Genomic DNA, 26,381 nt, shown 5'->3' on the forward strand with positions numbered 1-26,381 from the left:
CCCCATCTCAGCCGGGCCGGCGAGACAGAAACCCGGACGAGGCCTCGAACAGCGCGCTGACGCGCAGCAATTCCGCGTCGGCCCGAAAGCGGCCGACGAGCTGGAGCCCGATCGGCAGGCCGTCGCGACCAAAGCCGCAGGGCAGACTGATCGCGGGGTGGCCGGTCATGTTGAACGGCATGGTCCACGGGAACCAGTGCGGCCGGACGCTGTCGAAATGCTGGCCGTCGATCTCGATCGTGCCGAACAGATCCTGGTCGATCGGCAGCGCGGTGCGGGTGATGGTCGGCATCGCCAGAAGGTGTCCGCGCGCAAGCAGGGATTGCACACGACGGAACAACGCCGTGCGCGCGAACATCGCCTCCTGGTAGTCGACACCACTGACATTGGTTGCCAGCGCGATCTGCTTGACGAAAGCCTCGCTGAGGGCATCGCGATGCTCCGCCACCAGCTTCGAAAAACGCGAGCGCCAGACGGTGTGGTTGATAGCGCGCCAGATCGGCTCGACGTCGTAGCCCTCGCCGGGAAATTCTTCGAGCTCGGCGCCGAGGCTCGCGAGGTGATCGAGGCTGGCCTTGAAGGCCGCAGCAACGTCTGATGACACAGGACGTCCGGGCGGAGAGGCACAGAACAGGACTTTCTGCCCGCGCAGATCACCGCGCGGGGCGGCGGTGCCGATGAAATCAGGCACGGGCACGCCGATCGACCAGGGATCGCAGGCATCCTCGCCGGCCATCGCCTGCATCATCAGCGCGGTATCGGCGACGGTGCGTGTGATCGGCGTGACATAGGTCTGGTTGCCGAACGCATCGAGCGCCTGGCTGTGTGCGATCAAGCCGTTGCTTTGCTTCAAGCCAACGACGCCGTTGCAGGCGGCCGGAATCCGCGTCGAGCCGCCACCATCGGTTGCGATCGCCAGCGGCGCAATGCCGCTCGCCACCGCCACCGCCGCGCCGCCGCTGGACCCGCCGGAGGAGCGCTCCGCACTCCATGCGTTGCGGGTACGGCCGAACAACGGTGAATCGGTCAGGCATTTGCTACCTAATTCCGGCGTAGTGGTCTTGCCGATCAGGATCGCGCCTTCGCTGCGCAGCTTTGCAACCGCGACGGCATCCTCGGTGGGGACGTTGTCCTTATACGGCACGGCGCCGAAAGTGGTCTTCACGCCCCTGGTGTTCACGATGTCCTTGACGGTGACGGGAAGCCCATGCAGCAGACCGAGCGGCTCACCCGCCATCATTTTGCGCTCGGCCTCACGCGCCGCTTCCATTGCCTCTTCGCCGCAGAGCGTGATGAAGCAGTTCAGCTTAGGCTGGAGCGCCTCGGCGCGCACGAGCACTGCGCGCGTGACCTCAACGGGGGAGACCTCCTTGCGGCCGATACGTGCGCGCAGCTCGGTGGCGGAGAGGAAACAGAGATCATTGGTCATCAGGACAGGCTCGCGTCAGGACGCGCGGACCTTGCCAGCGTGGACTTGCCCTGTCCATTTCGGCTGGCGCATGGCCGCAGTCCGCCTGGGCATCGCGACGCCTACCAGCTCCAGCTGATCTCATGGCGCCAGGGCGGATCGGCGCCAGGGCGGGTGCAGGTGAGGCCAGCGCAATTGGCAGCAAAGGACAGCGCGTGACGGAGCCCGTCGGCGCCGATGTCCATCAATTGCGGCCGGGCGAGCCCCCCCTGCTTGTGCAGGGCGAACAGCAACGCGGCCTGAAAGCTATCGCCGGCGCCGATGGTGTCGGCGACCTCGACCTTCGGCGCCTCAACCTCGATCTGCCCGGCCTTCGCATGCCAGGCGATGGCGCCATTGTTGCCTCGGGTGATGACGACGAGACTTGTCCCTTGCCCCAGCAGCGCACTCGCCCGCCGCTGATATGGCTCCTCGCCAAAGAGATAGGCGAAGTCGACGTCCGACATCTTGATGAGATCGGTACCGGCGGCGAACTCGGCCATGCGTGCAAGATAGGCTGGCTTGTCCTTGACCAGATTGGGCCGGCAGTTCGGATCGAAGGAGATTGTCGACGACGTCCGCGCGTCCGCGATCAGGTCCTTGGTCTCGGCCGCGCCCTGGTCGTTGACCAGCGTGGTCGAGCCGATGTGGACAGCCTCGATTGTATCGAAGGGAATGGCCCCGCGCCGGTAGATCCAATTACGCGTCGCGGTCTCGGCGTCATAGAAAGCGTAATGCGACTCGCCGGCGACGATGCGGACGAAGGCGAGCGTGGTCTGGTGATCGCTGCGGGTAGAGAACCCCAGCTCGACATTCGACGCTGCGGCGTGATCAGCTATCATGCGCCCGAACATGTCGTTCGAAATGCCGCCGACAAAACCAGTCGGCGCGCCGAGCCGCGCGATGCCGATCGCGACGTTGAGGCAGGAGCCGCCGACCACCGGCATCACCGTTTCGCGCCCATCGGCGTTCTTCGTCGGCACGAAATCGATCAGCGCATCGCCACAGGAAATCAGCATGCCTCTTAACCTGTCTCTTAACCCTTGGCGATGTCGCGCATCGCGGCCCGGCTGCCGCGATCGACCTCGCGCAGCAGCTTGTAGACCTCGCGCTTCTTCGTATGAAACGCGGACATGTCGGGCGCGGTCGGCTCGCTCTTGCGTCCGAGCGCCGACATCTTTGCCATGGTCTCACCGATCGAGGCGTAGGCGCCGCCGGCGACGGCACCCAGCATCGCGGCGCCGAGAAGCACCGGCTCCTTGGTTTGCGGCAGCGCGACGGCGAGACCGGTCGTATCGGCCATGATCTGTCGCACCAGCGGACTGCGGCTAGCGCCTCCGCCCATGATCATGATGCCGGCATGGACGCCGTGCGCGGCAAAGGCCTCGATCACCTCGGCGAGCCCGTAGGCCAATCCGCACAGTCCGGCGATGAACAGCCGCTCCATCGAACCGACATCCGTGTCGAGATCGAGGCCCGCGATCACCGCGCGCGTATCCGGATCGGCATAAGGCGAACGGTTGCCGATGAACTCAGGGAGCACATGAACGTTGCGGGCGAGCAGCGCGGCACGGCTGGCATCGCCGGCACGCGCGATGATGCGGCGCTCGAGGAACTCGATGAGATCGACGCCCTCGCTCTTCGCCGCCGCGCTCGCCTCGGCGTGTCCCGGATGCGACTTGAGGAGATGGTCGATCGCGGCGCCCGCGGCCGACTGGCCGCCTTCGTTGAGCCAGAAGTTCGGCACCATGCCCGAATAATAGGGACCCCAGACGCCGGGCACGAAGCACGGTTCCTTCGTCGTCGCCATGATGCAGGCTGACGTTCCCATGATGTAGGCCAGACGATCGCTGACATCCATGGTTCCGCCCGATCCGTCACGCCCGCCGATCGCGCCGATGCCGCCGGCATGGGCGTCGATCAAGGAGGCGCCGACCGGCGTGCCCGCGGACAGCCCGAGATCGACGGCGGCCGCGCCGGTGAGACCGGCACCGAGCCGTGTGCCTGGCGCGACGATCTCGGTGCCGATGCGGGCGTATTTCTCGCTGACGAAATCAGACAGGCCTATGCGCTGAAAGAACGGCGCGCTCCAGCCGCCGCCGTCATGGGCGAGGTAGTTCCATTTGCAGGTGACGGTGCAGGTCGAGCGCTGCAGCGAACCGGTCGCACGCCAGGTCAGATAGTCGGCCAGATCGAAAAAATGCCCGGCGGCGTCAAAGCTCGCGCGCAGATGTCGCTTCAGCCACAACAGCTTTGGCATCTCCATCTCGGGCGAGATCGAGCCGCCGACATAGCGCAGCACTGCGTCGCCGGTCTCGTTGATCAGCCGCGCTTCCGCGATGGCGCGATGATCCATCCAGACGATGACGTTGCGCTGCTTGTCGCCGGAGCCGCTCACCGTGACCGGCTCGCCCTGGCGGTCGAGCACCACCAGGGAACATGTCGCGTCGAAGCCGATGCCGCCGACGCTGTCGGGTGCGATGGCCGCTTCCGCCATCGCCGCCCGTACCGATTTGACGCAGGCCTCCCAGATGTCCCGGGACGACTGCTCGACGACGTCGCCCGCCTCGTGCCAGATCCGGATCGGATGCCGGGCTGTCGCCAGCAGCGTGCCGGCCTCGTCAAATACCCCTGCTCGCGTGCTCGTGGTCCCCACGTCGACGCCAATATACGCTCGCGGCATTGTCGCTCCCGGAAGCTCTCGTCAGTTTTGACGCAAGCCTACCAGCAAGTGTAGCCGCCATCCACCAGCACGATGCTGCCGGTCATCAGGCTCGCGGCTTCGGACGCCAGGAACAGGACGACCGAAGCGATTTCCTCGACCTGCCCCATCCGCGCCATGGGGGTTCCACCGATCCAGGCGTCATACATTCTCGGGGTACTTTTCACGAAAGCGTTGAGCGGCGTGTCGATATAGGTCGGCGCCACCGCATTGATGCGGATGCCGCGCGCGCCCCATTCGGCGGCCAGCGACTTGGTCAAATGGTGCACGCCGGCCTTGGAGGCGTTGTAGAAGCACTGTTCCTGCGGCTTGTTGACGATGAAACCGGACATCGAACCGACATTGACGATGGCGCCGCTCTTGGCCTTGAGCATGTGCTTCCCGAACTCGCGGCAACACCAGAAGGTGCCGTTGAGATTGACGTCGATGACATTGAGCCAGTGCTCGTCGGTGACGGTCTCGGCCGGGGTTTCGCTGCGGGCAATGCCGGCATTGTTGACGAGGATGTCGACCTTGCCGTGGCGGGAGACAAGGTCATTCGCGACCTCCGCCACGCGCTTGGTGTCGGTGACGTCCATGGTCGCGGTCTCGATATCAAAACCCTTTACCTTCAGGCTGGCCTTGGCGTCACCGGCGACCTTGCTATCGCGGTCACCGATGATGACCTTGGCGCCGGCCTCGGCCAGAGCCTCCGCACAGGCAAGCCCAATGCCCTGCCCGCCTCCGGTGATGAACGCGGTCTTCCCGCTCAGCTTGAATTTTTCCAGGTACATGGTCGTATTCCCGTTTCTTGTTAGTTCCGAAGCGCGTTGCCGCTGGCGTCGAAGCGGTGAATGCGCGCGGGGTCCGGTACCAACGACACGCGGTCGCCGGCATGCAGGCTCAATTCACCGATGTAACGTGCCGTGAGCATCCCGAGCGGCCCAGCGTCGACGTAGAGAAAGGTGTCGCTGCCGAGATGCTCGGCGACCGCAATCGTGCCCGGCCAGCCACCGGCGCCGTCGCGCTCGATCTTGATGTGCTCCGGCCGCACACCGATGGTGGCGGCGCCCTTTTGCGCCGCGTTGTCCCCGCTGACGAAATTCATCTTGGGCGAACCGATGAAGCCGGCGACGAAGAGATTAGCGGGGCGCTCGTAAAGCTCCAGCGGCGAGCCATATTGCTCGATCTTGCCGCCGTTGAGCACGACGATCTTGTCGGCCATGGTCATGGCCTCGACCTGGTCGTGGGTGACGTAGATCGCGGTGGTACCGAGCTGCTTCTGCAGCCGCGTCACCTCGATACGCATCTGCACGCGCAGCGCCGCATCGAGGTTCGACAACGGTTCGTCGAACAGGAACGCCTTGGGCTCGCGGACGATGGCGCGGCCGATCGCAACGCGCTGACGCTGGCCGCCGGAGAGCTCGCGTGGCTTACGGTCGAGATAAGGCGTGAGATTCAACGTCGTGGCCGCGGCCTCGACCTTGCGGTTGGTCTCGTCTTTGGAAAGGCCCGCCATCTTGAGGCCGAAGCCGATATTGCCGCGTACGCTCATATGCGGATAGAGCGCGTAGGACTGGAACACCATCGACAGCCCCCGCTTGGCCGGTGGCGTGTCGACGACGTTCTTGCCGTCGATCAGGATTTTGCCGCCGGTCACGTCCTCGAGACCGGCGATCAGCCGCAGCAGCGTGGTCTTGCCGCAGCCGGAGGGGCCGACGAACACCACGAAGGAGCCGTCGGATATCTCAAGATCGGCGCCCTTGATAATGTGCACGGGGCCGAAGGATTTCTGCACGTCCTGAAGCGTAATCTGACCCATGATCCGGCAGCCCCTTTTACTTCACCGCGCCGAAGGTGAGCCCGCGCACGAGCTGCTTCTGGCTGAACCAACCGAGGACGAGAATAGGCGCGATCGCCAGCGTCGAGGCCGCCGACAGTTTTGCCCAGAACAGCCCTTCCGGACTGGAATAGGACGCGATGAACGTGGTGAGCGGCGCGGCGTTCGAGGTCGACAAATTGAGTGTCCAGAACGCCTCGTTCCAGGCCAGGATAAGATTGAGCAGCAAGGTCGATGCCAACCCCGGGATCGCCATCGGCGTCAGCACGTAGACGAGTTCGCGGCCAATGGTGGCGCCATCCATGCGTGCGGCCTCAAGAATATCGCGCGGAATCTCCTTGAAGTAGGTGAACAGCATCCAAATCACGATTGGCAGATTACCGAGACAGAGAATGAAGATCAGGCCGATGCGGGAATCGAGCAGGCCGAAAGTCTTGAAGATCAGGTAGATCGGCACCAGCACACCGACCGGCGGCATCATCTTGGTCGAGAGCATCCAGAGCAAGATGTCTTTGGTGCGCTTGGTTGGCGAGAACGCCATCGACCAGGCCGCCGGGATCGCGATCAGGAGCGCAATCAAGGTCGAGCCGCCGGCGATGATGATCGAGTTCAGCGCATGGTGCAGGTAATCGCTGCGCTCCTGCACCGTCGCGTAGTTCTCCGTGGTCCAGTGGAAGAACAGGAAGGACGGCGGAATTGCAAAAGCCTCGAGTTCGGTCTTGAAGCTTGCCAGCACCATCCAGAGGATCGGGAAGAAGATCAGGAAGCCGAAGAACCACGCCCCGATCGTCGAGATCACCACGCGCCGCGTCGTCGCCATCCGCGCCATTCTTCAGGTCTCCAGGTTGCGGCCGACGATGCGGACGAGGAAGAAGGCGACCACGTTGGCGATCACCACCGCGATCAACCCGCCTGCCGATGCGCTGCCGACATCGTACTGGATCAGCGCCTGCGAATAGATCAGGAAGGCGATGTTGGTGGTCGACAGTCCGGGGCCGCCGCCCGTGGTGACATAGATCTCCGCGAAGACAGTGAGCAGGAAGATGGTCTCGATCAGGATCACCACCGTGATCGGGCGCGCCAGATGCGGCAGCGTGATGTAGATGAAGGTCGAGACGGCGCTGGCGCCATCCATCTCGGCGGCTTCCTTCTGCTCCTCGTCGAGCGATTGCATCGCGGTGAGCAGAATCAGCGTCGCGAACGGGAGCCACTGCCAGGACACGATCAGGATCACGGCCAACAGCGGCACATCGGTGAACCAGTCGATCGGGGTAAGCCCGAACACCGAAGCAATCCAGGCAAACAGCCCGGACACCGGGTGCATCAAAAGATTCTTCCAGACCAGCGCGCTCACCGTGGGCATCACGAAGAATGGCGCGATCACCATCAGCCGCACGATGTTAAGGCCGATCACGGGCTGGTCGAGCAACAGCGCCAGCGGAATTCCGAGCAGGACAGTCAGCGCCAGCACCGAGCCGACCAGCACCAGCGTGTTCTGGAGCGAGGCGAGAAATGCGGGATCGGTGAGGAAGTAGCGGAAATTTTCAAGCCCGACGAAGGATTCCGAGCCAGGATCGAGCAGGCTGTAATGCAGCGTCGAGAAGTAGATCGTCAGCGCGAGCGGGACGATCATCCAGATGAACAGGAGCCCGACGGCCGGAGTCAAGAGCGACCGCGCAAGAAGTTGCGTCTGCCGGGTTGCCATCCGTAGGCCTTCCGCTTGGAGGAAGAAGAAGGCGGCCATCCATCGAGCAAAGAATGGATGGCCGCAAGTTTGAGCTCAGGGAGAGCTCGGGCTCATTTGATGTAGCCGGCGCGCTTCATCTCGCGCTCGGTCGCGGATTGCGCAGCGGAAAGTGCCGCATCGACCGTCATCGATCCCGCAAGTGCTGCCGAGAACTGCTGACCCACCTGCGTGCCGATGCCCTGAAATTCGGGGATCGCGGCATATTGTACGCCGACATAAGGCACCGGCTTCACGGTCGGCTTGTTCGGATCCGCCGCGTCGATCGAGGCCAGCGTCATCTTGGCGAACGGCGCGGCCTTCAGATAGTCAGGGTTCTGGTAGAGTGAGGTGCGCGTGCCCGGCGGCACGTTGGCCCAGCCCTCCTTCGAGGCCACGAGCTTGGTGTAGTCCTTGCTCGTCGCCCAGGCGATGAACTTCTCGGCCGCCTCGGTCTTCTTGGAGCCGGCGGGGATCGCGAGGTTCCACGCCCACAGCCAGTTGGCGTTCTTACCGAGCCCGGTGTTGGGCGCGAGTGCGAAGCCGACCTTGTCGGCGACCTTGGAGTCCTTCGGGTTGGTGACGAAGGACGCTGCCACCGTGGCGTCGATCCACATCCCGCACTTGCCGGCGTTGAACAGCGCCAGGTTCTCGTTAAAGCCGTTCGAGCTCGCGCCGGGAGGGCCGGCGTCCTTCATCAGGTTGACGTAGGTCGTGAGCGTCGTCTTCCATTCCGGCGTGTTGAACTGCGGCTCCCACTTCTCGTCGAACCAGCGTGCGCCATAGGAATTAGCCATCGCCGAGAGGAATGCCATGTTCTCGCCCCAACCGGCTTTGCCGCGCAGGCAGATGCCGTAGACGCCGCCATTCTTGTCGGTCAATTTCTTGGCGGCATCGATGACGAAATCCCAGGTCGGCTTCTCCGGCATCTTCAGACCGGCCTTGTCGAACAGATCGGTGCGATACATCACCATCGAACTCTCGCCGTAGAACGGCGCGGCATAAAGCTTGCCGTCGACAGAGACCGCATCCTTGATCTTCGGCAGCAGGTCGGCGACGTCGTAATCGGCGCCGAGATTGGCGAGCGGAACCAGCCAGCCCTTCTTGGCCCAGATCGGCACCTCGTAGGTGCCGATGGTCAGCACGTCGAACTGGCCTCCCTTGGTGGCGATGTCGGTGGTGACGCGCTGGCGCAGCACGTTCTCCTCGAGCGTCACCCATTTCACGGTGATGTCGGGATTCGCCTTGGTGAATTCGCTGGTCAGGCCCTGCATGCGGATCATGTCGCCGTTGTTGACGGTGGCGATCGTCAGGGTGGTTTCGGCCATCGCGGGGACGGCAAGCAGTACGGACGCGCCGCAGACGGCGCCCAGAACGTGTTTCACGGTGTCCTCCCTCAACTCGCGTTTTGAGCATATGCCCACGCGTTGAGCGTATGTTCGGCTGAGGTACAGCGCTTGTCAAGCAGGCGTGCAGTCATTCCCGCAACTTATGAGTGCTGCGGTGCGGCAACCCTCCCCGTCATGCAGCGCGAACGCGGGCATCGAGTACGCCGTGTCCTTCGTTGATTGCCAAAAAAAACCGCGACGTGCTGGATCATCCGCTCCAGTGCGCGATTGCGCACAAGGCGGATGATCCAGCAGCGCAACTGGCGAAGACCGCCCCCTACCGCTCCAGGATTGCCGTTGCGGTGGCCTCGTCGGTGATCAGGCCGTTGATCAGACCCCCATTCAGCGCCGCCGCGATCGCCGGGACCTTGGCCGCACCGACCGCGGCGCCGATGGTCGTGGTCTTCGCCGGGACCTCCGGCGGAATGCTGGTGAGGCGCTTGTTGGTGCCGGCCTTGAGCAGGCGGCCCTTGGAATCATAGGCCCAGCCGGTGATCTCGCCGATGGCGCCCTGCCGCATCATCTCGAACAATTCATCACGCGTGACGAAGCCGTCGACATGGACCTGCGCCTTCTGGTCCATCTGGCCGATGCCGACGAGGCGTAAGTCCGCCTTGGCCGCGACCGCCTTCACCTTCGCGATCGGCTCGATGCGGACCATCTTGTTGCGCTCGTCCTCCGACGACATCAGGAACGGCAGCGGCATCGGATAGTGCCGCGCACCGGTGCGATCGGCGAGCCGGCCGACAGTGTCGTAGAAGCTCGCCGAACCGTCGGCAGAGATGTTGCCGACCAGCGAGACGATCTGGTGATTGGGCCGGTCGATCGGCGTAACGCGCTCGACCGCGGCGCGCACCGCCCGCCCTGTCCCGAGCGCGACGATAACCGGAGTCTCCGAGCGCAGCGTCGCGTCCAGCAGATTAGCGCAGCGCTCGGCGATGCCGGCGGTCGCCTGCGGCGCAGCAAGATCGGCCGGCACCACCTCGCAATGGCTGAGGCCAAACCGCTCCTTCAGGCGCGCGGCCAATTCCATGCAGGCTGCGATCGGGTGTTCGAGCCGGAACGTGATCAGCCGCTCGGCGAGACAAAGCGACACCAGTCGCTGCGCCGAGGCGCGCGACACCTGGAGCATCTTTGCGATCTCATCCTGGGTGTGGCCGGCAATGAAATAGAGCCAGCCGGCACGCGCGGCGTCGTCGAGCCTGGATTTTTCGTTCTCGGCGGCCATGCGGCCTCACGCCTCCCAGAAATCGCTCATGTGCGCGAAGACCCGATCGGCTCCGGCGGCCGACAATATAGCGCGGCCATCGCGGGCGCGATAATGGGCACCGCCGACAAATCCCCAGACCATCATGCCTGCCGCCCTGGCGGCCTGCACGCCGCTGACGCTGTCTTCGATCACCAGCGTGCGCGCGGGATCCGCCTGCATCCTCCCGGCAGCGTGGAGAAAGAGATCCGGTGCCGGCTTGCCGTGCCTGACCATCTGGGCGGTGTAGAGTCGGTCACCGAAGTGCGGCGCAAGGCCGGTGACATCAAGCGACAACGAGACCCGGTCGAGGTCGCTCGACGATGCCACACAGCGCGGCGTCTGCAATTTAGACAGCACCGCACCGGCGCCGGGGATCGGCTGGAGCGCCTCCGCAAACGTCTCGAGCACACGCGCCCTCAGGCGTGCAAGGAAATCATCGGGCAAAGCCTGCCCGAGGAGATCGCGATAGTACTGCTCGATCGCCTTGGTGCTGCGCCCGAGGAAGAGTTCGAGCGCCTGCTCCACACTCAGCTGAAGGCCGAACTCCGCCAGCACTTCGGACAGGCAGCGGCAGCTCAACAACTCGCTGTCGACGAGCACGCCGTCGCAATCGAAGATGATGAGATCGGGTTTCGGCCGGCCATGGTCCATCCCGCCATTCGATCATATACCCAACTGATGAGCAATAGCTCAGGCATGGCCGCGTCGGTCTGGGGCAATCCTGGGGAGAACAAGCCGAAGTACCGTGCCCGCGCCCGGCTTGCTTTCGAGCTGGAGCTGTCCGCCCAATCGATCCACGACGATGCTGTGGACGATGTGCAGACCGAGACCGCTCGCACCATCGTGCCGTCGCGTCGTAAAGAAAGGATCAAAGGCCCGCCGCTCTACATCTGGCGGCATGCCGCAGCCGTCGTCGGCAAACGAAAGCTCAACATGTCCGTCGCCGGCCGCGCCGAGCGAAACATTGATAGTCCCTCGAAGCGCCCCTCGTCCGTCGCCCGGGAACGCGTGTATCATCGCGTTGTCGGCGAGATTGGTCAGGACCTGCCCGAATGGCCCGGGGTAGCTGTCCATCGCAAGACCCGACTCGCAGCGGAGGCTGAGCGCGATGTCACGCTGCCGCAATTGCCGCTCGAATTGGGAAAGAACCTGGCCTGTCAGTTCGCCCGCGTCAAAACTTCGCCGATAGGACTCGGTCTGATCGGCCGCGACCTGCTTGAACGATTGAACACGCTCGGCCGCTCGGTCGAGATTTGTGACCAGTTGCGCCGAGGCCTCGCTGACCAGCTTCATGAACCTGATCAAGGTCGAACGCTTGAGATCGCCCCGCGCGACCTCCGCCGCGAACAACTCGGCCCTCCGCTGAAGTGTCGAGGCAACCGTCAGGCTGCTACCAAGCGGCGTGTTGATCTCATGAGCAACGCCGGCGACCATTCGCCCGAGTGCGGCGAGCTTTTCCGCCTCGATCAGCGAGGCCTGGATGTCGCGCAAATGGCGAAGCGCCGTCTCGGCGGCATCCCTGGCGCTGCGGATTTCCCGCTCGGCGTGCTTGCGTTCAGTGATCTCCTCCGCAGCGACATTGACCGCAATGATCTCGCCTCCCTGCGTTCGCAGCGGATGCCAATAGGTGACCCAGGAGCGCTCCTCGACCTGATCCGCGCGTTGTCCCGCGACCTCGATACCGATGACGGGTTCCCCGGTTTTGACGATCGACCGCACGATCTGTTCAACGGAATCGGCCAGAGCAGGCACACAGTCCTTGACGGAATGCCCGAGATGGCCTTCAACCGATATGCCGCAGATCTCGGTAAGGCGCTGGTTGATCAGGAGATAGCGGCAGTCGCGCGACAGGCAGGCAAGCCCGATCGGTGCGGTATCGTAGATCAGTTGCAACGCGGGCGTCGTCGAGACCAGCATCACCTCCGACGCCGGTAGCGAAAGCGGTTTACTCGTCACGGAAGTTCCCCGTGTAAGCTACGTCAGACGCATTAAATTAGCACGGAGTTGGCTATCGGTTGATCTAAATCAACGATGCACGCAGGCTCGGCCCGGGAGATTCCGAGGCCTCAATGAGCCCGTGGGGTGGGAAAAGCGAAGCGTGCCCGCCGGCTTTTTCAGGATATGTCGAGCAGGAGATGGTGGGCACCGCACAAGTGCGCCTTTGCCCACGGCACTGCCGTTGTGGCTACCGCCGCTGATTATACACGTCGATGCACACCGCCCCCAGCAGCACAAGGCCCTTGATGACCTGCTGGTAGTCGATGCCGATACCGAGGATGGACATGCCGTTGTTCATCACGCCCATGATCATGGCGCCGACCACGGCGCCGCCGACGCGCCCGACGCCACCATAGGCCGAGGCGCCGCCGATGAAGCAGGCGGCAATGACGTCGAGCTCGAAGCCGAGACCTGCCTTAGGTGTTGCGGTGTTGAGGCGCGCGGCGAAGACGAGGCCGGCGAGCGCGGCGAGAGCGCCCATGTTGACGAAGGTGAGGAAAGTCAACCGCTCGGTCTTGATGCCCGACAGGCTTGCCGCCTTGGCATTGCCGCCCACGGCATAGATCTGCCGGCCGATCACGGTGCGGCGGGTGACGAAGCCATAGAGCGCGATCAGCGCGCTCATGATGACGAGCACGTTGGGCAGGCCACGATAGGTCGCGATCAGATAGGTGAAGTACAGCACCGCGCAGGCCAGCACGATGCTTTTCCCAAGGAAGAACGCGTAAGGCTCAACCTCGATACCGTGCGACACCTCACGCGTCCGGCTCTTGGCGCTGGCGTAGACCAGCCCCAGCGCCAGTACCGCACCAATCAGCATGGATGTGGGATGCAGCGTGCCCGCCTCGGGCAGCAGCTCCGGAATGAAGCCCGACGACAGTTTCTGGAAGGTCGACGGGAACGGCCCGAGCGACTGGCCCTGCAACACCGCAAGAGCAAGGCCCTTGAACACGAGCATGCCGGCCAGGGTCACAATGAAGGACGGGATCTTGAAATAGGCAACCCAATAGCCCTGCGCCGCGCCGATGGCCGCGCCGACAATGAGGCAGGCGATGAAGGCAAGGGTGTAGTCGACCTTGTAGGTCACCATCAGAAGAGCGGCGACTGCACCAACGAATCCCGCAACCGATCCGACCGACAGGTCGATATGGCCGGTGACGATCACCAGCAGCATACCCAGCGCCATGATGACGATGTAGCTGTTCTGGAGTACCAAATTGGTCAGATTGAGCGGCTGCAGCAGCGTGCCACCAGTCATGACCTGGAAGAACAGCATGATCGCGATCAGCGACATTAACATGCCGTAGTTGCGCAAATTGTTCTTGATGAAGCTACCGTGCCGGCGCTCCTCGGGCAGCGAAACCGTCTTGTCGGTCATGGCTGCGATCCTCCCATCTCCGCGGCCTCGGCCGCGCCGTTTCCATTGCTTCGTTCATTACGCATGATGGCGCGCATGATCTTTTCCTGTGTCGCCTCAGCGCTCGGGAACTCGCCGACGAAGGCGCCGTCGTTCATGACGCAGATGCGGTCGCAGATGCCGAGCAGCTCGGGCATCTCCGAGGAGATCACCACCACGCCGCGGCCGGCTTCCGCAAGCTCGTTGATGATACAGTAAATCTCGTACTTAGCACCGACGTCGATGCCCCTTGTCGGCTCGTCCAGAATCAGCACCTTGGGATCGGTCATCAGCCATTTCGACAGCACGACCTTCTGCTGGTTCCCGCCGGAGAGCTGGCCGGTCTCCTGGTAGACGTCGGAACAGCGGATCCGCATGCGGTTGCGGTAGTCGCTGGCGACCTTCAGCTCAGCGATGTCGTCGATCACCCGCCCCGGCGCGACCTGGTTGAGGCTTGCCAGCGTAATGTTCTTGCGGACGTCGTCGGCCAGGATCAGCCCGAGCTGCTTGCGGTCCTCGGTGACATAGGCAAGGCCGGCGTCGATCGCGGCGGCAACGCTCGTCAGCGCGATCTCGTGGCCTTCGAGGGCGATGCGGCCGCTGATATTGGCGCCCCAGGAGCGGCCAAACAGGCTCATGGCGAATTCGGTGCGGCCTGCCCCCATCAGCCCGGCGATGCCGACGACTTCGCCGCGCTTGACGCCGAAATTGACGTTCTTGATCACCTGCCGTTCGGGATGGATGGGGTGATAGACGGACCAGTTCGAAACCTCGAGCACAAGTTCGCCGATCTTCGCGCTACGCTCGGGGAAGCGATGGGCGAGATCGCGGTTGACCATGCTGCGGATGATACGGTCTTCCTGGATCGGCTCGGCCCGGCAATCGATGCCGTCGACGGTACGGCCGTCGCGCAGCACGGTGATGTGGTCGGCTACCCGGGCGACCTCATTGAGCTTGTGCGAGATCAGGATCGAGCCGATGCCCTGCTCGCGGAATTTCATCAGCCGTTCCAGCAAAGCGGCGCTGTCGGCCTCGTTCAGGCTCGCAGTCGGCTCGTCCAGGATCAGCATCCGGACACGTTTGGACAGCGCTTTCGCGATCTCGACGAGCTGCTGCTTGCCAACGCCGAGATCGGTAATCAGCGTATCCGGCGATTCCTTCAGGCCGACCTGCGCAAGCAGGTCACGCGTCCGCCGGTACACTTCGTCGCGATCGATCACGCCGAGCTTCGACGGCGGATGCGACAGGAAGATGTTTTCTGCGATCGACATCAGCGGGATCAGCGCCAGTTCCTGGTGGATGATGATGATGCCGAGCGCCTCGGAATCGTTGATGTCGCGGAAGCGGCGTTCCTCGCCGTCGAAGACGATGGTGCCTTCATAGCTGCCCGCCGGGTAGACGCCGCTCAGCACCTTCATCAGCGTCGATTTGCCGGCGCCGTTCTCGCCGACAAGGGCGTGAATCTGCCCGGCTTCGACCGAGAAATTGACGTCGCGCAGCGCCTGCACACCGGCAAAGCTCTTGCTGACGTTGCGCATCTCCAGCATGGCGGTCATCGCGTCGTGTCCCATCCGTTACGTCCCTCTCCCCGTAAAAACGGGGAGAGGGAAAAGAGAGAGTCCTACTGGAACTGCGACTTCTTGTAGTAGCCGCTCTCGACCAGAACCTTCTCCCAATTGTCCTTGTACACCACGACAGGCTTCAGGAGATAGGACGGCACGGTCTTGGCGCCGTTCTCATAGGTCTTGGTGTCGTTGACCGTCACCTGCTTGCCGGCCAGCGCGGCGTCGACCATGTCGGCGGTCACCTTGGCGAGATCGCGGGTGTCCTTGAAGATGGTCGAGTACTGATCGCCGCGCAGCATGGCCTTGATCGAGGGCACTTCAGCGTCCTGGCCCGAGATGATCGGCATCGGCTGATCGGCGCTGCCATAGCCCACGCCCTTCAGCGAGGAGATGATGCCGATCGAGAGGCCATCATAGGGCGACAGCACGGCGTTGACTTTCTTGTTGCCGTAATAGGCGCTGAGCAGATTGTCCATGCGGGCCTGGGCGGTGGCACCGTCCCAACGCAAGGTCGCGACCTTGTCCATGCCCATCTGCCCGGAGGCGACCACGAGCTTGCCGCTATCGATATAGGGCTTCAGCACGCTCATCGCGCCGTTATAGAAGAAGTAGGCGTTGTTGTCGTCGGGCGAGCCGCCGAACAGCTCGATGTTGAACGGGCCCTTGCCTTCCTTGAGGCCAAGCCCCTTCTCGATCGATTGCGCCTGGAGCACGCCGACCTGGAAATTGTCGAAGGTCGCGTAATAGTCGACATTCGGCGTGCCGCGGATCAGGCGGTCATAGGCGATCACGGTGATGCCCTTGGCCTTGGCCTGCTTGAGCACGTCGGACAGCGTAGTGCCGTCGATTGCGGCGATGACCAGCGCCTTGGCACCCTTGGTGATCATGTTCTCGACTTGCGCGAGCTGGTTCGGAATGTCGTCCTCGGCATATTGCAGGTCCGTGTTGTAGCCGCGCTCCTTCAGCACCTTGACCATGTTGTTGCCGTCGTCGATCCAGCGCGCCGAGGACTTTGTCGGCATCGCGATGCCGACGGTTGCCTTGTCCTGCGCGGAGGCCGTGACGCCTGCGGCCATCGTTGTGGCGCCGGCCAGCGCCAGTGCGAGAAATGTCGTCTTCAATTTCAACATGCTTCACTCCCTTTGGGTGTCAGACTGTTTGTTAGTTTCGTCCAGTACGTCGGTAGAGGTCGGCTTCGGATCTCCTATACGAGCTTGACGTCGGGCTCCGCGCGACCGCGCGCGGAGGCTTGTAGCACAAAAGTGCAGCCGGCCTGCGAATCGGCGGCGCGCGCCTCCGCATCCATGTCCTGCCAGGCGGAAGTGACGAGCAGGCGCGACAGATCCGGACCGACAAAAGCAGGGCAACTCGCCTGCTTGGCCGGCACACGCAGCGAGCGCAAGCGCTCGCCTTGCGGAGAATAGACATCCACACGGCTGGCGCCCCAACAGGCGTTCCAGATCTGCCCGTCGGCATCGCACACCGAGCCGTCGAGCCCCCCGACGCCAGTATGGCGCAGCAACACCTCCGGCTCGCCGCGCGGCAGACCCGTATCGGGATTGAGCGGCACTGCATAGAGCACGGCGCGCGCGGTGTCGGTGAAATAGCCTGTCGCGCCATCCGGCGAGAAGCAGATCGAGTTCGGAATGCTGATGCCCGGAAACAGCGTCGATATCTTGCCGCGGTGGAGCGCGTAGATCGCGCCGGCCCCCCGCTCGGCCTTGCGCCCCATCGTGCCGATCCAGAACGTGCCGGATTGATGCACGCGGCAATCATTGGAGCGCGTCGCGGGATTATCCGCCTCGAGCGGGCAGAACAGCGCCATCGCACCAGCGGCGAGCGTGCGGATGTAACAACCATCTTCCGCGATAACCAGCTGGCGTCCGGCATCGATCCGCCCAAGCGCGCTCGCCATCCGGCCGAGCGCATGGATACGGATGCTGCCGCTGCCGAGATGCGCCTCGAACAGACGTCCCTCACGAATGTCAAACCACCACGCGGTATCGGTGGTGACGTCATAGGTCGGGCCCTCGCCGAGGTGACAATGTTCGGCAGAGAGAACGGAGGTCGGCACCTCTTCCATCATGGCGTCCTCGCGGCGAAGCGATAGACGGTATGATGCCGATAGACACCGCCGGGATCGAGGCGCGGGCTCGGAAAGTCCGGCCGATTCGGCGAATTGGGCCACATATGCGGCTCCAGGCATAACGCGTCCGACTGCCGGATCAGCTTGCCGCCCTTGCCCGAGATCGTGCCGTCGAGGTAGTTGCCGGAATAGACCTGGAGGCCGGGCTGATCGGTCAACAGCTCCATGATGCGACCCGAGCGCGGCGCCTCCAACCGGGCCACGAGCGCGAGCTTGCCGTCGCGCGCGAGACAGTAGGTGTGGTCGTAGCCCTTGCCGTTGCGCAATTGCGGGTCGCTCTCGCGAATTCGCGCGCCGACGGCGTGGGCCTCGCGGAAATCGAACGGCGTGCCGGCCACGGCGCGCGGCGGCTCCGGCAGCGGAATCGCAGTGGGATCGATGGCCAGGAAATGCTCGGCCTTGACTGTCAGCCTGTGATCGAGCGTGGGCGTGCCCGAGGTCGCGCCTTCCAGATTGAAGAAGCTGTGGTTGGTCAGGTTGACGATGGTCGGACGATCGGTCCGTGCCTCCATCGTCAACGACAGCTCGGCCGGCCCGGTCACGCGATAGGTCAGGCGCACATCGAGCTTGCCGGGATAATTCTCCTCGCCATGCGGGCTGGTGTAGGTCAGCGTGACCGCAGGGCTGGCGCCATCGTCGAGCTCGGCGATGTCCCAGAACTTGCGGTCAAAGCCATCGAGGCCCCCATGCAACGCATTCGGGCCGTTGTTGATTGGAAGCTGGAAGGTCTCGCCATCGAGCGAGAACTGCCCGTTGGCGATGCGGTTGGCGTATCGGCCGACAGTCGCGCCAAAGAACTTCCGTTCGGCGAGATAACCGGCAAAGGCATCATGGCCGAGCACGACGTCGTCGTAACCGCCCTTCGCGTCCGGCGCGATCAGCGCCTGGATCACCGCACCATGGGTGATGATGCGAGCCTCAAACCCGCCCTCCCCGCGCAGCACGATGCGCTCGACCTTGCGTCCGTCAGGCAGCGTTCCAAAAACGTCTTTTGCTATTCTTGAGCCAGCCATATCTAGTCCACAAACGGTTCGACGATGTTGCGCTTGCCGAGCAGGAAGGCGTCGGCAACGAGACGAAGCGGCGCCAGGTCGACATCGCTCGCGCCGGTCGCGGCGAGCTTGACGAAATGCCGATACAGCTCGCGATATTCCTCATCGGGCGCGTCGGCAACAACCTTGCCGTCGACTGCCATGATCCTGCCGCCGCGGGACAACGTCATCCGGCCCTCGTCGGATTCGACCAGGATATCCCAGCTCTGCGGCCCGGTCTGGCGGAAGTCGAATTCGGCCGTGATCGGCAAGCCACCGATATCGGTCAGCGTCAGGTTGGCGGCAATCGGCGACTGGCAATTGGCCGGAAAGGCGAGCTCAGCCGCGGTGACAAACACCGGCTTCGGCAGGATGCGGGTCAGGATCGACAGCGCGTTGATGCCGGGATCGAACACGCCGAGCCCACCCGGCTCCCAGATCCAGGCCTGGCCCGGATGCCAGACGCGAACGTCTTCCTTCCAATTGATGTGCACCGATCTGATCCGGCGCGTAGCCAGCCATTCGCGGGCCGGCTCGACTGCGGGTGCATGACGCGAATGCCAGCTCGCAAACAGGGTGCGCTTTGCGTCCGCGGCAAGCGCGATCAACGGATCGAGCTCGGCGACGCCGATGCCGGGCGGCTTCTCCAGCAGGACATGCTTGCCGGCGGCGAGCGCCGCGGCGGCCTGGGCACGACGCACCTGCGGCGGGGTGCAGAGCGACACCGCATCGACCTGCGGTCCCTTCTCCAGCAGCTCCTCGACGGTCGCGAAATGCGGCACGCCCGGCAGCGACGCGTTGCGGCTGGCAATTGCGGCGAGCATCGCGCCTGGCACTGCGGCAATCGCGCCGACATGCTGGTCGCGCGCGATCTTGCCGAAGCCGACGATGGCGATGCGAAGTTCAGTCACGCTTATTCTCCACTTTCCGGGGACGGCAGCGGCTCGGCAGGGACCGTCTCGATCTCAGTGCCCTCATGACGGCGCTTGCCGTTGTGAATGACATAGACCATTGCCTCCGACGCCGTCACGGCATCGCCGGACGTTATCGCATCGACGATCTTCTGATGCCAGAGCAGCACGGTGTCGCGGTCCTCCGGCTCGACCGGGGCACTGAGCAGGAACGAGGCGCGCAAGGCGGCCTCGATCACATGCCCGATCGAGCGCATGAACAGATTACCCGATGCCCTCGCCACCGCAACGTGCAGCGCGAGATCGGCATCGGCAAAGCCGACGGAATCGGACGCCTCGAGCCGCATCCGTTCCATGCTGCGGCGAAGCTCCGCGACATCCTCCTCCGACCGCTGCGCCGACGCCAGCGCCGCCGCCCTCGGCTCGACCGCGAGGCGGATCTCGGCGAGGTCGTCGAGAAAACGCTTGTCGATGCCGGCATCAAGATGCCAGGCCAGCACGTCGGCGTCGAACATGTTCCAGGCGGCGCGCTCGCGCACAACGGTGCCGACCCGCGCCTTGGTGGTCAAAAGCCCTTTGGCGACCAGTGTCTTCACGCTCTCGCGCAGCACCGGCCGCGACACGCCAAACATGGCCGTCAGCTCGGCATCGCCCGGAAGCCGCCCCCCTTCGGCATAGCGGCGCGCGATAATGTCGACGCCAATTGAGCGGGCGACCTCCGCGTGGTTGGAATGGGCCCGCCGTGTCGGGATGACGACGATGCGCGAGGTCATGAGACAGCTCCCGCACGTTTCGCCGCCGGCCGTCGCGCCAGTGCGACCAGCCCCTGCTGCAGGGCGATGAAGACGAACAACAAGATACCGGTCGCGATCTTGGTCCACCAGCTCGACAGCGTGCCGTCGAAATTGATGTAGGTCTGGATCATGCCCTGGATCAGCACGCCAAAGAACGTTCCGATCACCGAGCCCTGCCCGCCCGTGAGCAGCGTGCCGCCGATGACGACGGCGGCGATGCTGTCGAGCTCGACACCGACCGCGGAGAGCGAATAGCCGGCGCTGGTATAGAAGGAGAACACGATGCCGGCGATGCCTGCCAGCAGGCTCGACAGCATGTAGATCTTCACCGTCATCTTTCCGACGGCAACGCCCATCAAGCTTGCGGTCGAACGGCCGCCGCCAAGCGCATAGACATTGGCGCCGAACCGGGTGAGGCGCAGCAGCAGGACGCCGCCGATCACGATGGCGAGCATGATGATCGCGATCGCGGTCAGCCGCCCGCCGCCGGGCATGCGCAAGGCAAAGTCGGACACGGTCGAATAGACCGGCGCGGTGATCGGCACCGATTCCGTCGAAAGCAGGAAGCTTGCGCCGCGCGCCAGGAACATGCCGGCGAGCGTGACGATGAAGGGCGGCAAGTCAAACACGTGGATGATCGCGCCCATCGCCGCACCAAAGGCCGCCGAGAGCGCGAGGATGGCGATGAAAGCGATAAGCGGCGGCACGCCCCAGCGCTCGATTGCGAGCGCCACGAACACGGTTGTGAAGCCGATCACCGAGCCGACCGAGAGATCGATGCCCCCGGAAATGATGACGAAGGTCATACCGGTCGCGACGATGCCGAGGAAGGCATTGTCGGTGAGGAGATTGCCGACCACGCGAGTCGAGGCGATGTTGGGAAACTGCAGCGCGCAGAGGGCGAAGCCTGCGACGAGGACGATGGCCGTGATCAGGACAGGCGGCAGGCCTTTCATGGTTTCGTCCTCCGCAGCCGCGCCATGATGCCGGCAAGGCCGGACAATTTTGGCGATTGTAGCAGCAGCACCGTGAGCACCACCACGGCCTTGACCAACAAATTGAACTCCGGCGGATAGCCTGACAGCAAAATGCCGGTATTCATGGTCTGGATGATCAGCGCACCGAGCACCGCCAGGACAAGGCTGAAGCGGCCGCCGAATAGCGAGGTGCCGCCGATCACGACGGCCAGAATGGCGTCAAGCTCGAGCCAGAGGCCGGCATTGTTGGCATCCGCGCCCATGATGTCGGCCGCCGCGATCACGCCGGCGAGTGCGGCGCAGACGCCACACCAGACATAGACCGCCAAAATCATCGCGCGCGTGCCGACGCCGGCAAGCTCGCTCGCCCGTGCATTGCCGCCGGTCGCTTCGATCAGGAGTCCGAGCGCCGAGCCGCGCACCATCGCGCCGGTCAGGATCAGCATGCCGAGCGCAATCGCGATCGGCACCGGGACACCGAGAATGGCGCCGTTGCCGAGCCAGACCAGATCCGGCGATGAAAACGTCACGATGCGCCCCTCTGTGATGAGCTGGGCGATGCCGCGCCCGGCCACCATCAGGATCAGCGTGGCAACGATCGGCTGCATGCCGAGCACGGCGACGAGGAAGCCGTTCCACAATCCGCAAATCAAGCCCGCGCCGAGCGCCGCCGCCAGCACCACCGGCAGACCGTGGCTGTCGGCGAGGCTCGCGGCGATCGCGCCGCAGATCGCCATCACCGCGCCGACGGAGAGATCGATGCCGCGCGTTGCAATCACCAACACCATACCGAGGGAGAGCAGCGCCACCGGCGTGCCCCGATTGAACACGTCGATGAGGCTGCCGAACAGACGACCATCCTGGAGGCGCAGGTCGAAGAACTGCGGCGACACCACGCGGTCGGCCGCGAGGATGACGACCAGCGCCAGGATCTGGGCAAGGCCGCGGCGCGGCAATAGCGCCGTCATGCCCGGACCTCTTGCATCGCCGCGCCATCGGCGGCGATGGCCGCGAGAATGTTGGTGACGTCGATGGCCTCGCCGGAGAGCTCCTCGACATGGGCTCGATCGCGCAGCACGACCACACGGTCGGAATAGGTCACGATCTCATCAAGCTCCGAGGAGATCACGAGCAGCGCAAGCCCGTCGTCGCAGAGCTCGCGGATCAGGCGAATGATCTCGGCATGCGCGCCGACATCGATACCGCGCGTGGGTTCATCGAGCACGAGGAGCCGCGGCGAAGTCGCGAGCCAACGCGCCAGCAGAACCTTTTGCTGATTGCCGCCGGAGAGCAGGCCGACGGGCCGTTCGGGATCAGGCGGGCGGATGTCGAGCATCTTGACGTAGCGGCCCGCGATCTCGTCCTGTTCGCGACGCGACAGCGGCCGATGCAGCCCGCGCTTGGCCTGAAGCGCCAGCACGATGTTCTCGCGCACGCTGAGTTCGGCGACGATGCCGTCGGTTTTGCGCTCCTCCGGGCAATAGCCAAAGCCGTGGCGCACGCCGTCTCGCGGGGACTGCAGCCGCACGGAAGCGCCCTCCACCCTCGCCTGACCGCCATCGGCGCGCTCGGCGCCGAACACCAGCCGCGCCGTCTCGGTGCGGCCCGAGCCGAGGAGGCCAGCAAGAGCGACCACCTCGCCATGGCGCAGCTCGAGATTGAACGGGGTGACATAGCCGGCTTTGCCGTAATTCTCGAAACTGGCGCAGACCTCGCGCGCCCTCTGCTCGCCGACCGCCGCCCGCGCGCTGGTGGTCTCGGCCAGCTCACGCCCGAGCATCATCCGGATCAGTTCGAGCCGCGGCAGCGAAGCGGTCCCGCGCTCACCGACCAGGCGGCCGTTACGCAGCACAGTGATGCGGTCGGAGATCTCGTAGACTTGGTCGAGGAAGTGGCTGACGAAGACGATGCCAATGCCGCGCTTGGCCAACTGACGCATGATGCCGAACAGGATATCGACCTCATGACGGTCGAGGCTCGCGGTCGGTTCGTCCAGGATCAGCACGCGGGCGGAAAGATCGACGGCGCGCGCGATCGCGGTGACGTGTTGTATGGCGACCGAATAATTGCCGAGGGGCGCTGCGACATCGATCTCGAGCCCGAAATCCGCAAGCAGGGTTTTCGCGCGGCGGCGCATCTCGCCTTCGCGCACGATGCCGAAGCGCATCGGCTGGCGGTCGAGAAACAAATTCTGCGCCACCGAAAGGTTCGGCAGCAGATTGACCTCCTGGTAGACCGTGGCAATGCCGGCCTGCAGCGCGGCCTTGGCTAAGCGCGGCGCCACCTCTTCGCCGCCCAGACGGACGACACCGGCATCGCGCGGGAACACGCCGGTGATGACCTTGATCAGCGTGGACTTGCCGGCGCCGTTCTCGCCGAGCAGCGCATGGATCTCGCCGGCGCGAAGCGTAAAGTCGACCTCCTGCAACGCGCGCACCGCACCGAAGCTCTTGCTGATCCCGCGCGCCTCCAACAGGGAAGGAGCAGGATCAAGGCTATTCTCCATAACGACGTCACTCCCACGGGCGCCCGCTTATGCTGCGGTCACCCAGCCTATTCGTTCGTGCGGCGGATGCGAAGGGGTTGCCGGACCGCAGAGAGCGGTCCGGCAAGGCGCCGCCTCAATAACCGAGGCCCTTCTTGCTGTCGTAGACCTTCTGCGGATCGTCGGCTGCGGTGAGCAACCTGGATTCGGTCTGGATCCACTTCGGCGGAACGGTGCCCTTCTCCTTGAACGCCGCCACGGCATCGAAGGCCGGGCCAGCCATGTTCGGCGTCAGCTCGACGGTGGCGTTGGCCTCGCCGGCAACCATCGCCTTGAAGATATCGGGAACCGCGTCGATCGAGACGGTGAGGATGTCCTTGCCCGGCTTGAGGCCGGCTTCCTTCATCGCCTGGATCGCACCGACCATCATGTCGTCGTTGTGCGCGTAAACCGCGCAGATGTTCTTGCCGCCGCCTTCAGCCTTGATGAAGCTCTCCATGACTTCCTTGCCCTTGGCGCGGGTGAAGTCGCCGGTCTGGCTGCGCACCACCTTCAAATTGGCGTGCTTGGCGATGGCGGTGTCAAAACCCTTCTTGCGGTTGGCGGCGACGCTGGCGCCCACCGTGCCCTGCAATTCGACGACGTTGCAGGCCTTGTCGCCGACGGTCTTGGCCAGCCAATCGCCGGCGACCTCGCCTTCGTGCACGCTGTCCGAGGTGACGGCGGTGAGATAGAGGTCCTTACCCGACGGATCGATGTCGCGGTCGAGCAGCACGACCGGGATCTTGGCTTCCTTGGCTTCCTTCAGCACCGAATCCCAGCCGGTCGAGACCACGGGTGCCAGGAAGATCGCATCGACATTCTGCGCGATGAAGGAGCGGATCGCCTTGATCTGGTTCTCCTGCTTCTGCTGCGCGTCGGCGATCTTGAGATTGACCTTGCGCTTGGTGGCCTCCTGCTTGGAGACCGACGTCTCGGCCGCGCGCCAGCCGGATTCCGATCCGATCTGCGAGAAGCCGACGGTGAGCTCGGCCGCATTGGCCGGCAGCGCGAGCAACAACGCGGCCGTGGCACTGGCTGCAAAGAGGGCTTTGAGGGTCATCAGGCGTATCTCCCAAGATGTTATCCGGGGCGTAGCTGGTAGCATGACACCCTCAGGCCGGCCTTTGAGGCGGCGGAAGGGACTATTTCACGGAAGCTTACGTTCGTATAGTCATATTATCTGACTATTTAGATGAACAGGGTGGGTATCCGGAAGGCTTACACGGATGACATGTCAAGCGCGAGACTGACAGTAAATACAACTAGAAGGTAACGAACTATCTGGGGCGAGCGGCGAGCTGTCCGAGGGACGGCGACGGCCTCGCAAGCTCTCCTCCTCGTCAATGCGAGCGCAGCGAAGTAATCCAGAATCTGTCCTCGGAGGACTCTGGATTGCTTCGCTGCGCTCGCAATGACGATGTGGATTGAGCCCTGCCTATGTCGACCAAGTCGACTCGCAGAGAGTGAAGAAACTAGATCAGTTTCCGCTGCGCCAGGTTCTTCATCAGTGCGCCGATGCCAAACGTCCAGGGCTCGCACTCGTCGCTAGTCCGCATGCGGTTGACGAGCTTGCCGAGTTGGGGCGCTGCGATCGTGACGATGTCGTCGCGCTTGTGGGTGAAGCCCTGCCCCGGTGCCTCGCGATCCTTGACCGGTGCGAACATCGTGCCGAGGAACAGCACGAATCCATCAGGATACTGATGCACCTTGCCGATCGTCTGCTCGACCAGGTCAGTCGGATCGCGGCTGATCATGCTGATCGAGGAATGACCGTCGAGGACGAAACCGTCCGCGCCCTTCACGTTCAGGCTGATGTCCAGCTTGCGCGCGTGGTCGAGCGTGAAAGTATCGTCGAACAGACGCAGCAACGGTCCGATCGAGCAGGAGGCGTTGTTGTCCTTGGCTTTCGACAGCAGCAGCGCCGAACGGCCCTCGAAGTCCCGCAGATTCACGTCGTTGCCGAGCGCGCCGCCGACGATCTTGCCACGGCTGGAGACGAACAGTACCAGCTCCGGCTCGGGGTTGTTCCAGGTCGACTTCGGATGCAGCCCGGCATCCATGCCGGTACCGACCGAGGACAGCGTCGGCGCTTTGGTGAAGACCTCGGCATCGGGACCGATGCCGACTTCGAGATACTGGCTCCAGGCGTTCTGGTCGATCAGCACCTGCTTCAGATGCATCGCCTGGTCCGAGCCCGGCTTCAACTTTGACAGATCGTCGCCGATCAGCCGCGTCACTTCCTTCCGGATTGCTTCGGCTGAGGCCGGATTGCCCTTCGCCCGCTCCTCGATCACGCGTTCCAGCATCGAGATGGCGAAGGTGACGCCGGCGGCCTTGAGGGTCTGGAGGTCGACCGGCGCGAGCAGCCAGGGCTTTTTCGGATCGCGCCCATCCGGCGCCGTGTTGGCAACGATGGCTTCGATATCGCCGATGCGTTCGCCCTTAGTCGCGGCAAGGGCCTTGGCCGGATTGTCCTCCTCGCAGAGGACGCTGACGGTCGGAAACTTTGCGGTGACGTCAAAGACGCCGTCGGCGCGCACGGCGACCACGGCCGGACCGTTCGCCTGCGGCAGCCAGACGCGGCCGACCAGCGTCCCCCTCGTTCCATCCTCGGGGAGAAGATCCTTCACTGTCAATGTCGTCATGGCGGCGTCCTCGCTCTTTGTCGGATCGGCCGCGTTCTAACGG

23 protein-coding genes are annotated in these 26,381 nt (G+C 63.9%); all 23 read right to left on the reverse strand.

Annotated features, from left to right (window positions below; all coding sequences use genetic code 11):
- Positions 1 to 7 precede the first annotated feature (7 nt).
- Entirely contained in the window at positions 8 to 1,429 is a 1,422-nt protein-coding gene (locus ABIA96_RS28405; RefSeq protein WP_354140344.1) for an amidase, read from the reverse strand.
- 101 nt (positions 1,430 to 1,530) lie between these two features.
- Positions 1,531 to 2,466, reverse strand: a complete 936-nt coding sequence (locus ABIA96_RS28410; RefSeq protein ID WP_354140345.1) for a carbohydrate kinase family protein — start codon at positions 2,464 to 2,466, stop codon at positions 1,531 to 1,533.
- Between the two features lie 17 nt (positions 2,467 to 2,483).
- Positions 2,484 to 4,130: an FGGY-family carbohydrate kinase gene (locus ABIA96_RS28415; RefSeq protein WP_354140346.1), complete on the reverse strand. Its 1,647-nt coding sequence runs from the start codon at positions 4,128 to 4,130 to the stop codon at positions 2,484 to 2,486.
- Between the two features lie 38 nt (positions 4,131 to 4,168).
- The gene (locus ABIA96_RS28420) at positions 4,169 to 4,942 is read right to left on the reverse strand and encodes an SDR family NAD(P)-dependent oxidoreductase (protein WP_354140347.1); all 774 of its coding nucleotides are present in this window, start codon (positions 4,940 to 4,942) and stop codon (positions 4,169 to 4,171) included.
- A 20-nt stretch (positions 4,943 to 4,962) separates the two neighbouring features.
- Positions 4,963 to 5,970: an ABC transporter ATP-binding protein gene (locus tag ABIA96_RS28425; protein WP_354140348.1), complete on the reverse strand. Its 1,008-nt coding sequence runs from the start codon at positions 5,968 to 5,970 to the stop codon at positions 4,963 to 4,965.
- Between the two features lie 16 nt (positions 5,971 to 5,986).
- Positions 5,987 to 6,817 carry a carbohydrate ABC transporter permease gene (locus tag ABIA96_RS28430; protein ID WP_354140349.1) on the reverse strand — a complete coding sequence of 277 codons (831 nt, stop codon included), beginning with the start codon at positions 6,815 to 6,817 and terminating at the stop codon, positions 5,987 to 5,989.
- A 3-nt stretch (positions 6,818 to 6,820) separates the two neighbouring features.
- Positions 6,821 to 7,693 carry a carbohydrate ABC transporter permease gene (locus ABIA96_RS28435; RefSeq protein ID WP_354140350.1) on the reverse strand — a complete coding sequence of 291 codons (873 nt, stop codon included), beginning with the start codon at positions 7,691 to 7,693 and terminating at the stop codon, positions 6,821 to 6,823.
- 92 nt (positions 7,694 to 7,785) lie between these two features.
- A complete protein-coding gene (locus ABIA96_RS28440) occupies positions 7,786 to 9,039 on the reverse strand; it encodes an ABC transporter substrate-binding protein (RefSeq protein WP_502918856.1) in 1,254 nt (417 codons plus the stop codon).
- A gap of 337 nt (positions 9,040 to 9,376) precedes the next feature.
- The gene (locus ABIA96_RS28445; protein ID WP_354140352.1) at positions 9,377 to 10,327 is read right to left on the reverse strand and encodes a sugar-binding transcriptional regulator; all 951 of its coding nucleotides are present in this window, start codon (positions 10,325 to 10,327) and stop codon (positions 9,377 to 9,379) included.
- 6 nt (positions 10,328 to 10,333) lie between these two features.
- Entirely contained in the window at positions 10,334 to 10,999 is a 666-nt protein-coding gene (locus tag ABIA96_RS28450; protein WP_354140353.1) for an HAD family hydrolase, read from the reverse strand.
- A gap of 39 nt (positions 11,000 to 11,038) precedes the next feature.
- On the reverse strand, positions 11,039 to 12,304 hold the full coding sequence (locus tag ABIA96_RS28455; protein WP_354140354.1) for a sensor histidine kinase: 1,266 nt from the start codon (positions 12,302 to 12,304) through the stop codon (positions 11,039 to 11,041).
- 229 nt (positions 12,305 to 12,533) lie between these two features.
- A complete protein-coding gene (gene mmsB / locus ABIA96_RS28460) occupies positions 12,534 to 13,724 on the reverse strand; it encodes a multiple monosaccharide ABC transporter permease (protein ID WP_354140355.1) in 1,191 nt (396 codons plus the stop codon).
- Complete coding sequence (mmsA, locus tag ABIA96_RS28465; RefSeq protein ID WP_354140423.1) at positions 13,721 to 15,298, reverse strand: multiple monosaccharide ABC transporter ATP-binding protein; 1,578 nt, start codon at positions 15,296 to 15,298, stop codon at positions 13,721 to 13,723. The genes mmsB and mmsA overlap by 4 nt, the downstream gene beginning before the upstream one ends.
- 65 nt (positions 15,299 to 15,363) lie before the next feature.
- Positions 15,364 to 16,437: a multiple monosaccharide ABC transporter substrate-binding protein gene (gene chvE, locus ABIA96_RS28470; protein WP_354140356.1), complete on the reverse strand. Its 1,074-nt coding sequence runs from the start codon at positions 16,435 to 16,437 to the stop codon at positions 15,364 to 15,366.
- Between the two features lie 74 nt (positions 16,438 to 16,511).
- The gene (locus ABIA96_RS28475; protein ID WP_354140424.1) at positions 16,512 to 17,390 is read right to left on the reverse strand and encodes an SMP-30/gluconolactonase/LRE family protein; all 879 of its coding nucleotides are present in this window, start codon (positions 17,388 to 17,390) and stop codon (positions 16,512 to 16,514) included.
- Positions 17,390 to 18,466 (reverse strand): aldose epimerase family protein, encoded by a 1,077-nt coding sequence (locus ABIA96_RS28480; RefSeq protein WP_354140357.1) that lies wholly within the window; start codon positions 18,464 to 18,466, stop codon positions 17,390 to 17,392. Before ABIA96_RS28480 ends, ABIA96_RS28475 begins: the two co-directional genes overlap by 1 nt.
- Positions 18,467 to 18,468: 2 nt before the next feature.
- Positions 18,469 to 19,395 (reverse strand): Gfo/Idh/MocA family protein, encoded by a 927-nt coding sequence (locus tag ABIA96_RS28485; RefSeq protein WP_354140358.1) that lies wholly within the window; start codon positions 19,393 to 19,395, stop codon positions 18,469 to 18,471.
- A 2-nt stretch (positions 19,396 to 19,397) separates the two neighbouring features.
- Complete coding sequence (locus ABIA96_RS28490) at positions 19,398 to 20,168, reverse strand: FadR/GntR family transcriptional regulator (protein WP_354140359.1); 771 nt, start codon at positions 20,166 to 20,168, stop codon at positions 19,398 to 19,400.
- Positions 20,165 to 21,145, reverse strand: a complete 981-nt coding sequence (gene yjfF / locus ABIA96_RS28495) for a galactofuranose ABC transporter, permease protein YjfF (protein ID WP_354140360.1) — start codon at positions 21,143 to 21,145, stop codon at positions 20,165 to 20,167. The genes ABIA96_RS28490 and yjfF overlap by 4 nt, the downstream gene beginning before the upstream one ends.
- Complete coding sequence (locus ABIA96_RS28500; RefSeq protein WP_354140361.1) at positions 21,142 to 22,134, reverse strand: ABC transporter permease; 993 nt, start codon at positions 22,132 to 22,134, stop codon at positions 21,142 to 21,144. Before ABIA96_RS28500 ends, yjfF begins: the two co-directional genes overlap by 4 nt.
- The gene (locus tag ABIA96_RS28505; RefSeq protein WP_354140362.1) at positions 22,131 to 23,672 is read right to left on the reverse strand and encodes a sugar ABC transporter ATP-binding protein; all 1,542 of its coding nucleotides are present in this window, start codon (positions 23,670 to 23,672) and stop codon (positions 22,131 to 22,133) included. Before ABIA96_RS28505 ends, ABIA96_RS28500 begins: the two co-directional genes overlap by 4 nt.
- Positions 23,673 to 23,787: 115 nt before the next feature.
- Positions 23,788 to 24,753: a galactofuranose ABC transporter, galactofuranose-binding protein YtfQ gene (gene ytfQ, locus ABIA96_RS28510; protein ID WP_354140363.1), complete on the reverse strand. Its 966-nt coding sequence runs from the start codon at positions 24,751 to 24,753 to the stop codon at positions 23,788 to 23,790.
- A 412-nt stretch (positions 24,754 to 25,165) separates the two neighbouring features.
- Positions 25,166 to 26,338, reverse strand: coding sequence for a fumarylacetoacetate hydrolase family protein (locus ABIA96_RS28515; RefSeq protein WP_354140364.1), 1,173 nt, complete (start codon positions 26,336 to 26,338; stop codon positions 25,166 to 25,168).
- Positions 26,339 to 26,381 lie beyond the last annotated feature (43 nt).

Source organism: Bradyrhizobium sp. LB11.1 (assembly GCF_040549385.1).
Lineage (GTDB): Bacteria > Pseudomonadota > Alphaproteobacteria > Rhizobiales > Xanthobacteraceae > Bradyrhizobium.

Coding starts and splice junctions, on each gene's coding strand:
- ABIA96_RS28480 (WP_354140357.1), bottom strand. CDS start 18,466: ATGGCTGGCTCAAGAATAGCAAAAGACGTTTTTGGAACGCTGCCTGAC.
- ABIA96_RS28415 (WP_354140346.1), bottom strand. CDS start 4,130: ATGCCGCGAGCGTATATTGGCGTCGACGTGGGGACCACGAGCACGCGA.
- ytfQ (WP_354140363.1), bottom strand. CDS start 24,753: ATGACCCTCAAAGCCCTCTTTGCAGCCAGTGCCACGGCCGCGTTGTTG.
- ABIA96_RS28490 (WP_354140359.1), bottom strand. CDS start 20,168: ATGACCTCGCGCATCGTCGTCATCCCGACACGGCGGGCCCATTCCAAC.
- ABIA96_RS28420 (WP_354140347.1), bottom strand. CDS start 4,942: ATGTACCTGGAAAAATTCAAGCTGAGCGGGAAGACCGCGTTCATCACC.
- yjfF (WP_354140360.1), bottom strand. CDS start 21,145: ATGAAAGGCCTGCCGCCTGTCCTGATCACGGCCATCGTCCTCGTCGCA.
- ABIA96_RS28405 (WP_354140344.1), bottom strand. CDS start 1,429: ATGACCAATGATCTCTGTTTCCTCTCCGCCACCGAGCTGCGCGCACGT.
- ABIA96_RS28435 (WP_354140350.1), bottom strand. CDS start 7,693: ATGGCAACCCGGCAGACGCAACTTCTTGCGCGGTCGCTCTTGACTCCG.
- ABIA96_RS28445 (WP_354140352.1), bottom strand. CDS start 10,327: ATGGCCGCCGAGAACGAAAAATCCAGGCTCGACGACGCCGCGCGTGCC.
- mmsB (WP_354140355.1), bottom strand. CDS start 13,724: ATGACCGACAAGACGGTTTCGCTGCCCGAGGAGCGCCGGCACGGTAGC.
- ABIA96_RS28440 (WP_502918856.1), bottom strand. CDS start 9,039: ATGGCCGAAACCACCCTGACGATCGCCACCGTCAACAACGGCGACATG.
- ABIA96_RS28500 (WP_354140361.1), bottom strand. CDS start 22,134: ATGACGGCGCTATTGCCGCGCCGCGGCCTTGCCCAGATCCTGGCGCTG.
- ABIA96_RS28430 (WP_354140349.1), bottom strand. CDS start 6,817: ATGGCGCGGATGGCGACGACGCGGCGCGTGGTGATCTCGACGATCGGG.
- ABIA96_RS28410 (WP_354140345.1), bottom strand. CDS start 2,466: ATGCTGATTTCCTGTGGCGATGCGCTGATCGATTTCGTGCCGACGAAG.
- mmsA (WP_354140423.1), bottom strand. CDS start 15,298: ATGACCGCCATGCTGGAGATGCGCAACGTCAGCAAGAGCTTTGCCGGT.
- ABIA96_RS28450 (WP_354140353.1), bottom strand. CDS start 10,999: ATGGACCATGGCCGGCCGAAACCCGATCTCATCATCTTCGATTGCGAC.
- ABIA96_RS28505 (WP_354140362.1), bottom strand. CDS start 23,672: ATGGAGAATAGCCTTGATCCTGCTCCTTCCCTGTTGGAGGCGCGCGGG.
- ABIA96_RS28425 (WP_354140348.1), bottom strand. CDS start 5,970: ATGGGTCAGATTACGCTTCAGGACGTGCAGAAATCCTTCGGCCCCGTG.
- ABIA96_RS28515 (WP_354140364.1), bottom strand. CDS start 26,338: ATGACGACATTGACAGTGAAGGATCTTCTCCCCGAGGATGGAACGAGG.
- chvE (WP_354140356.1), bottom strand. CDS start 16,437: ATGTTGAAATTGAAGACGACATTTCTCGCACTGGCGCTGGCCGGCGCC.
- ABIA96_RS28475 (WP_354140424.1), bottom strand. CDS start 17,390: ATGGAAGAGGTGCCGACCTCCGTTCTCTCTGCCGAACATTGTCACCTC.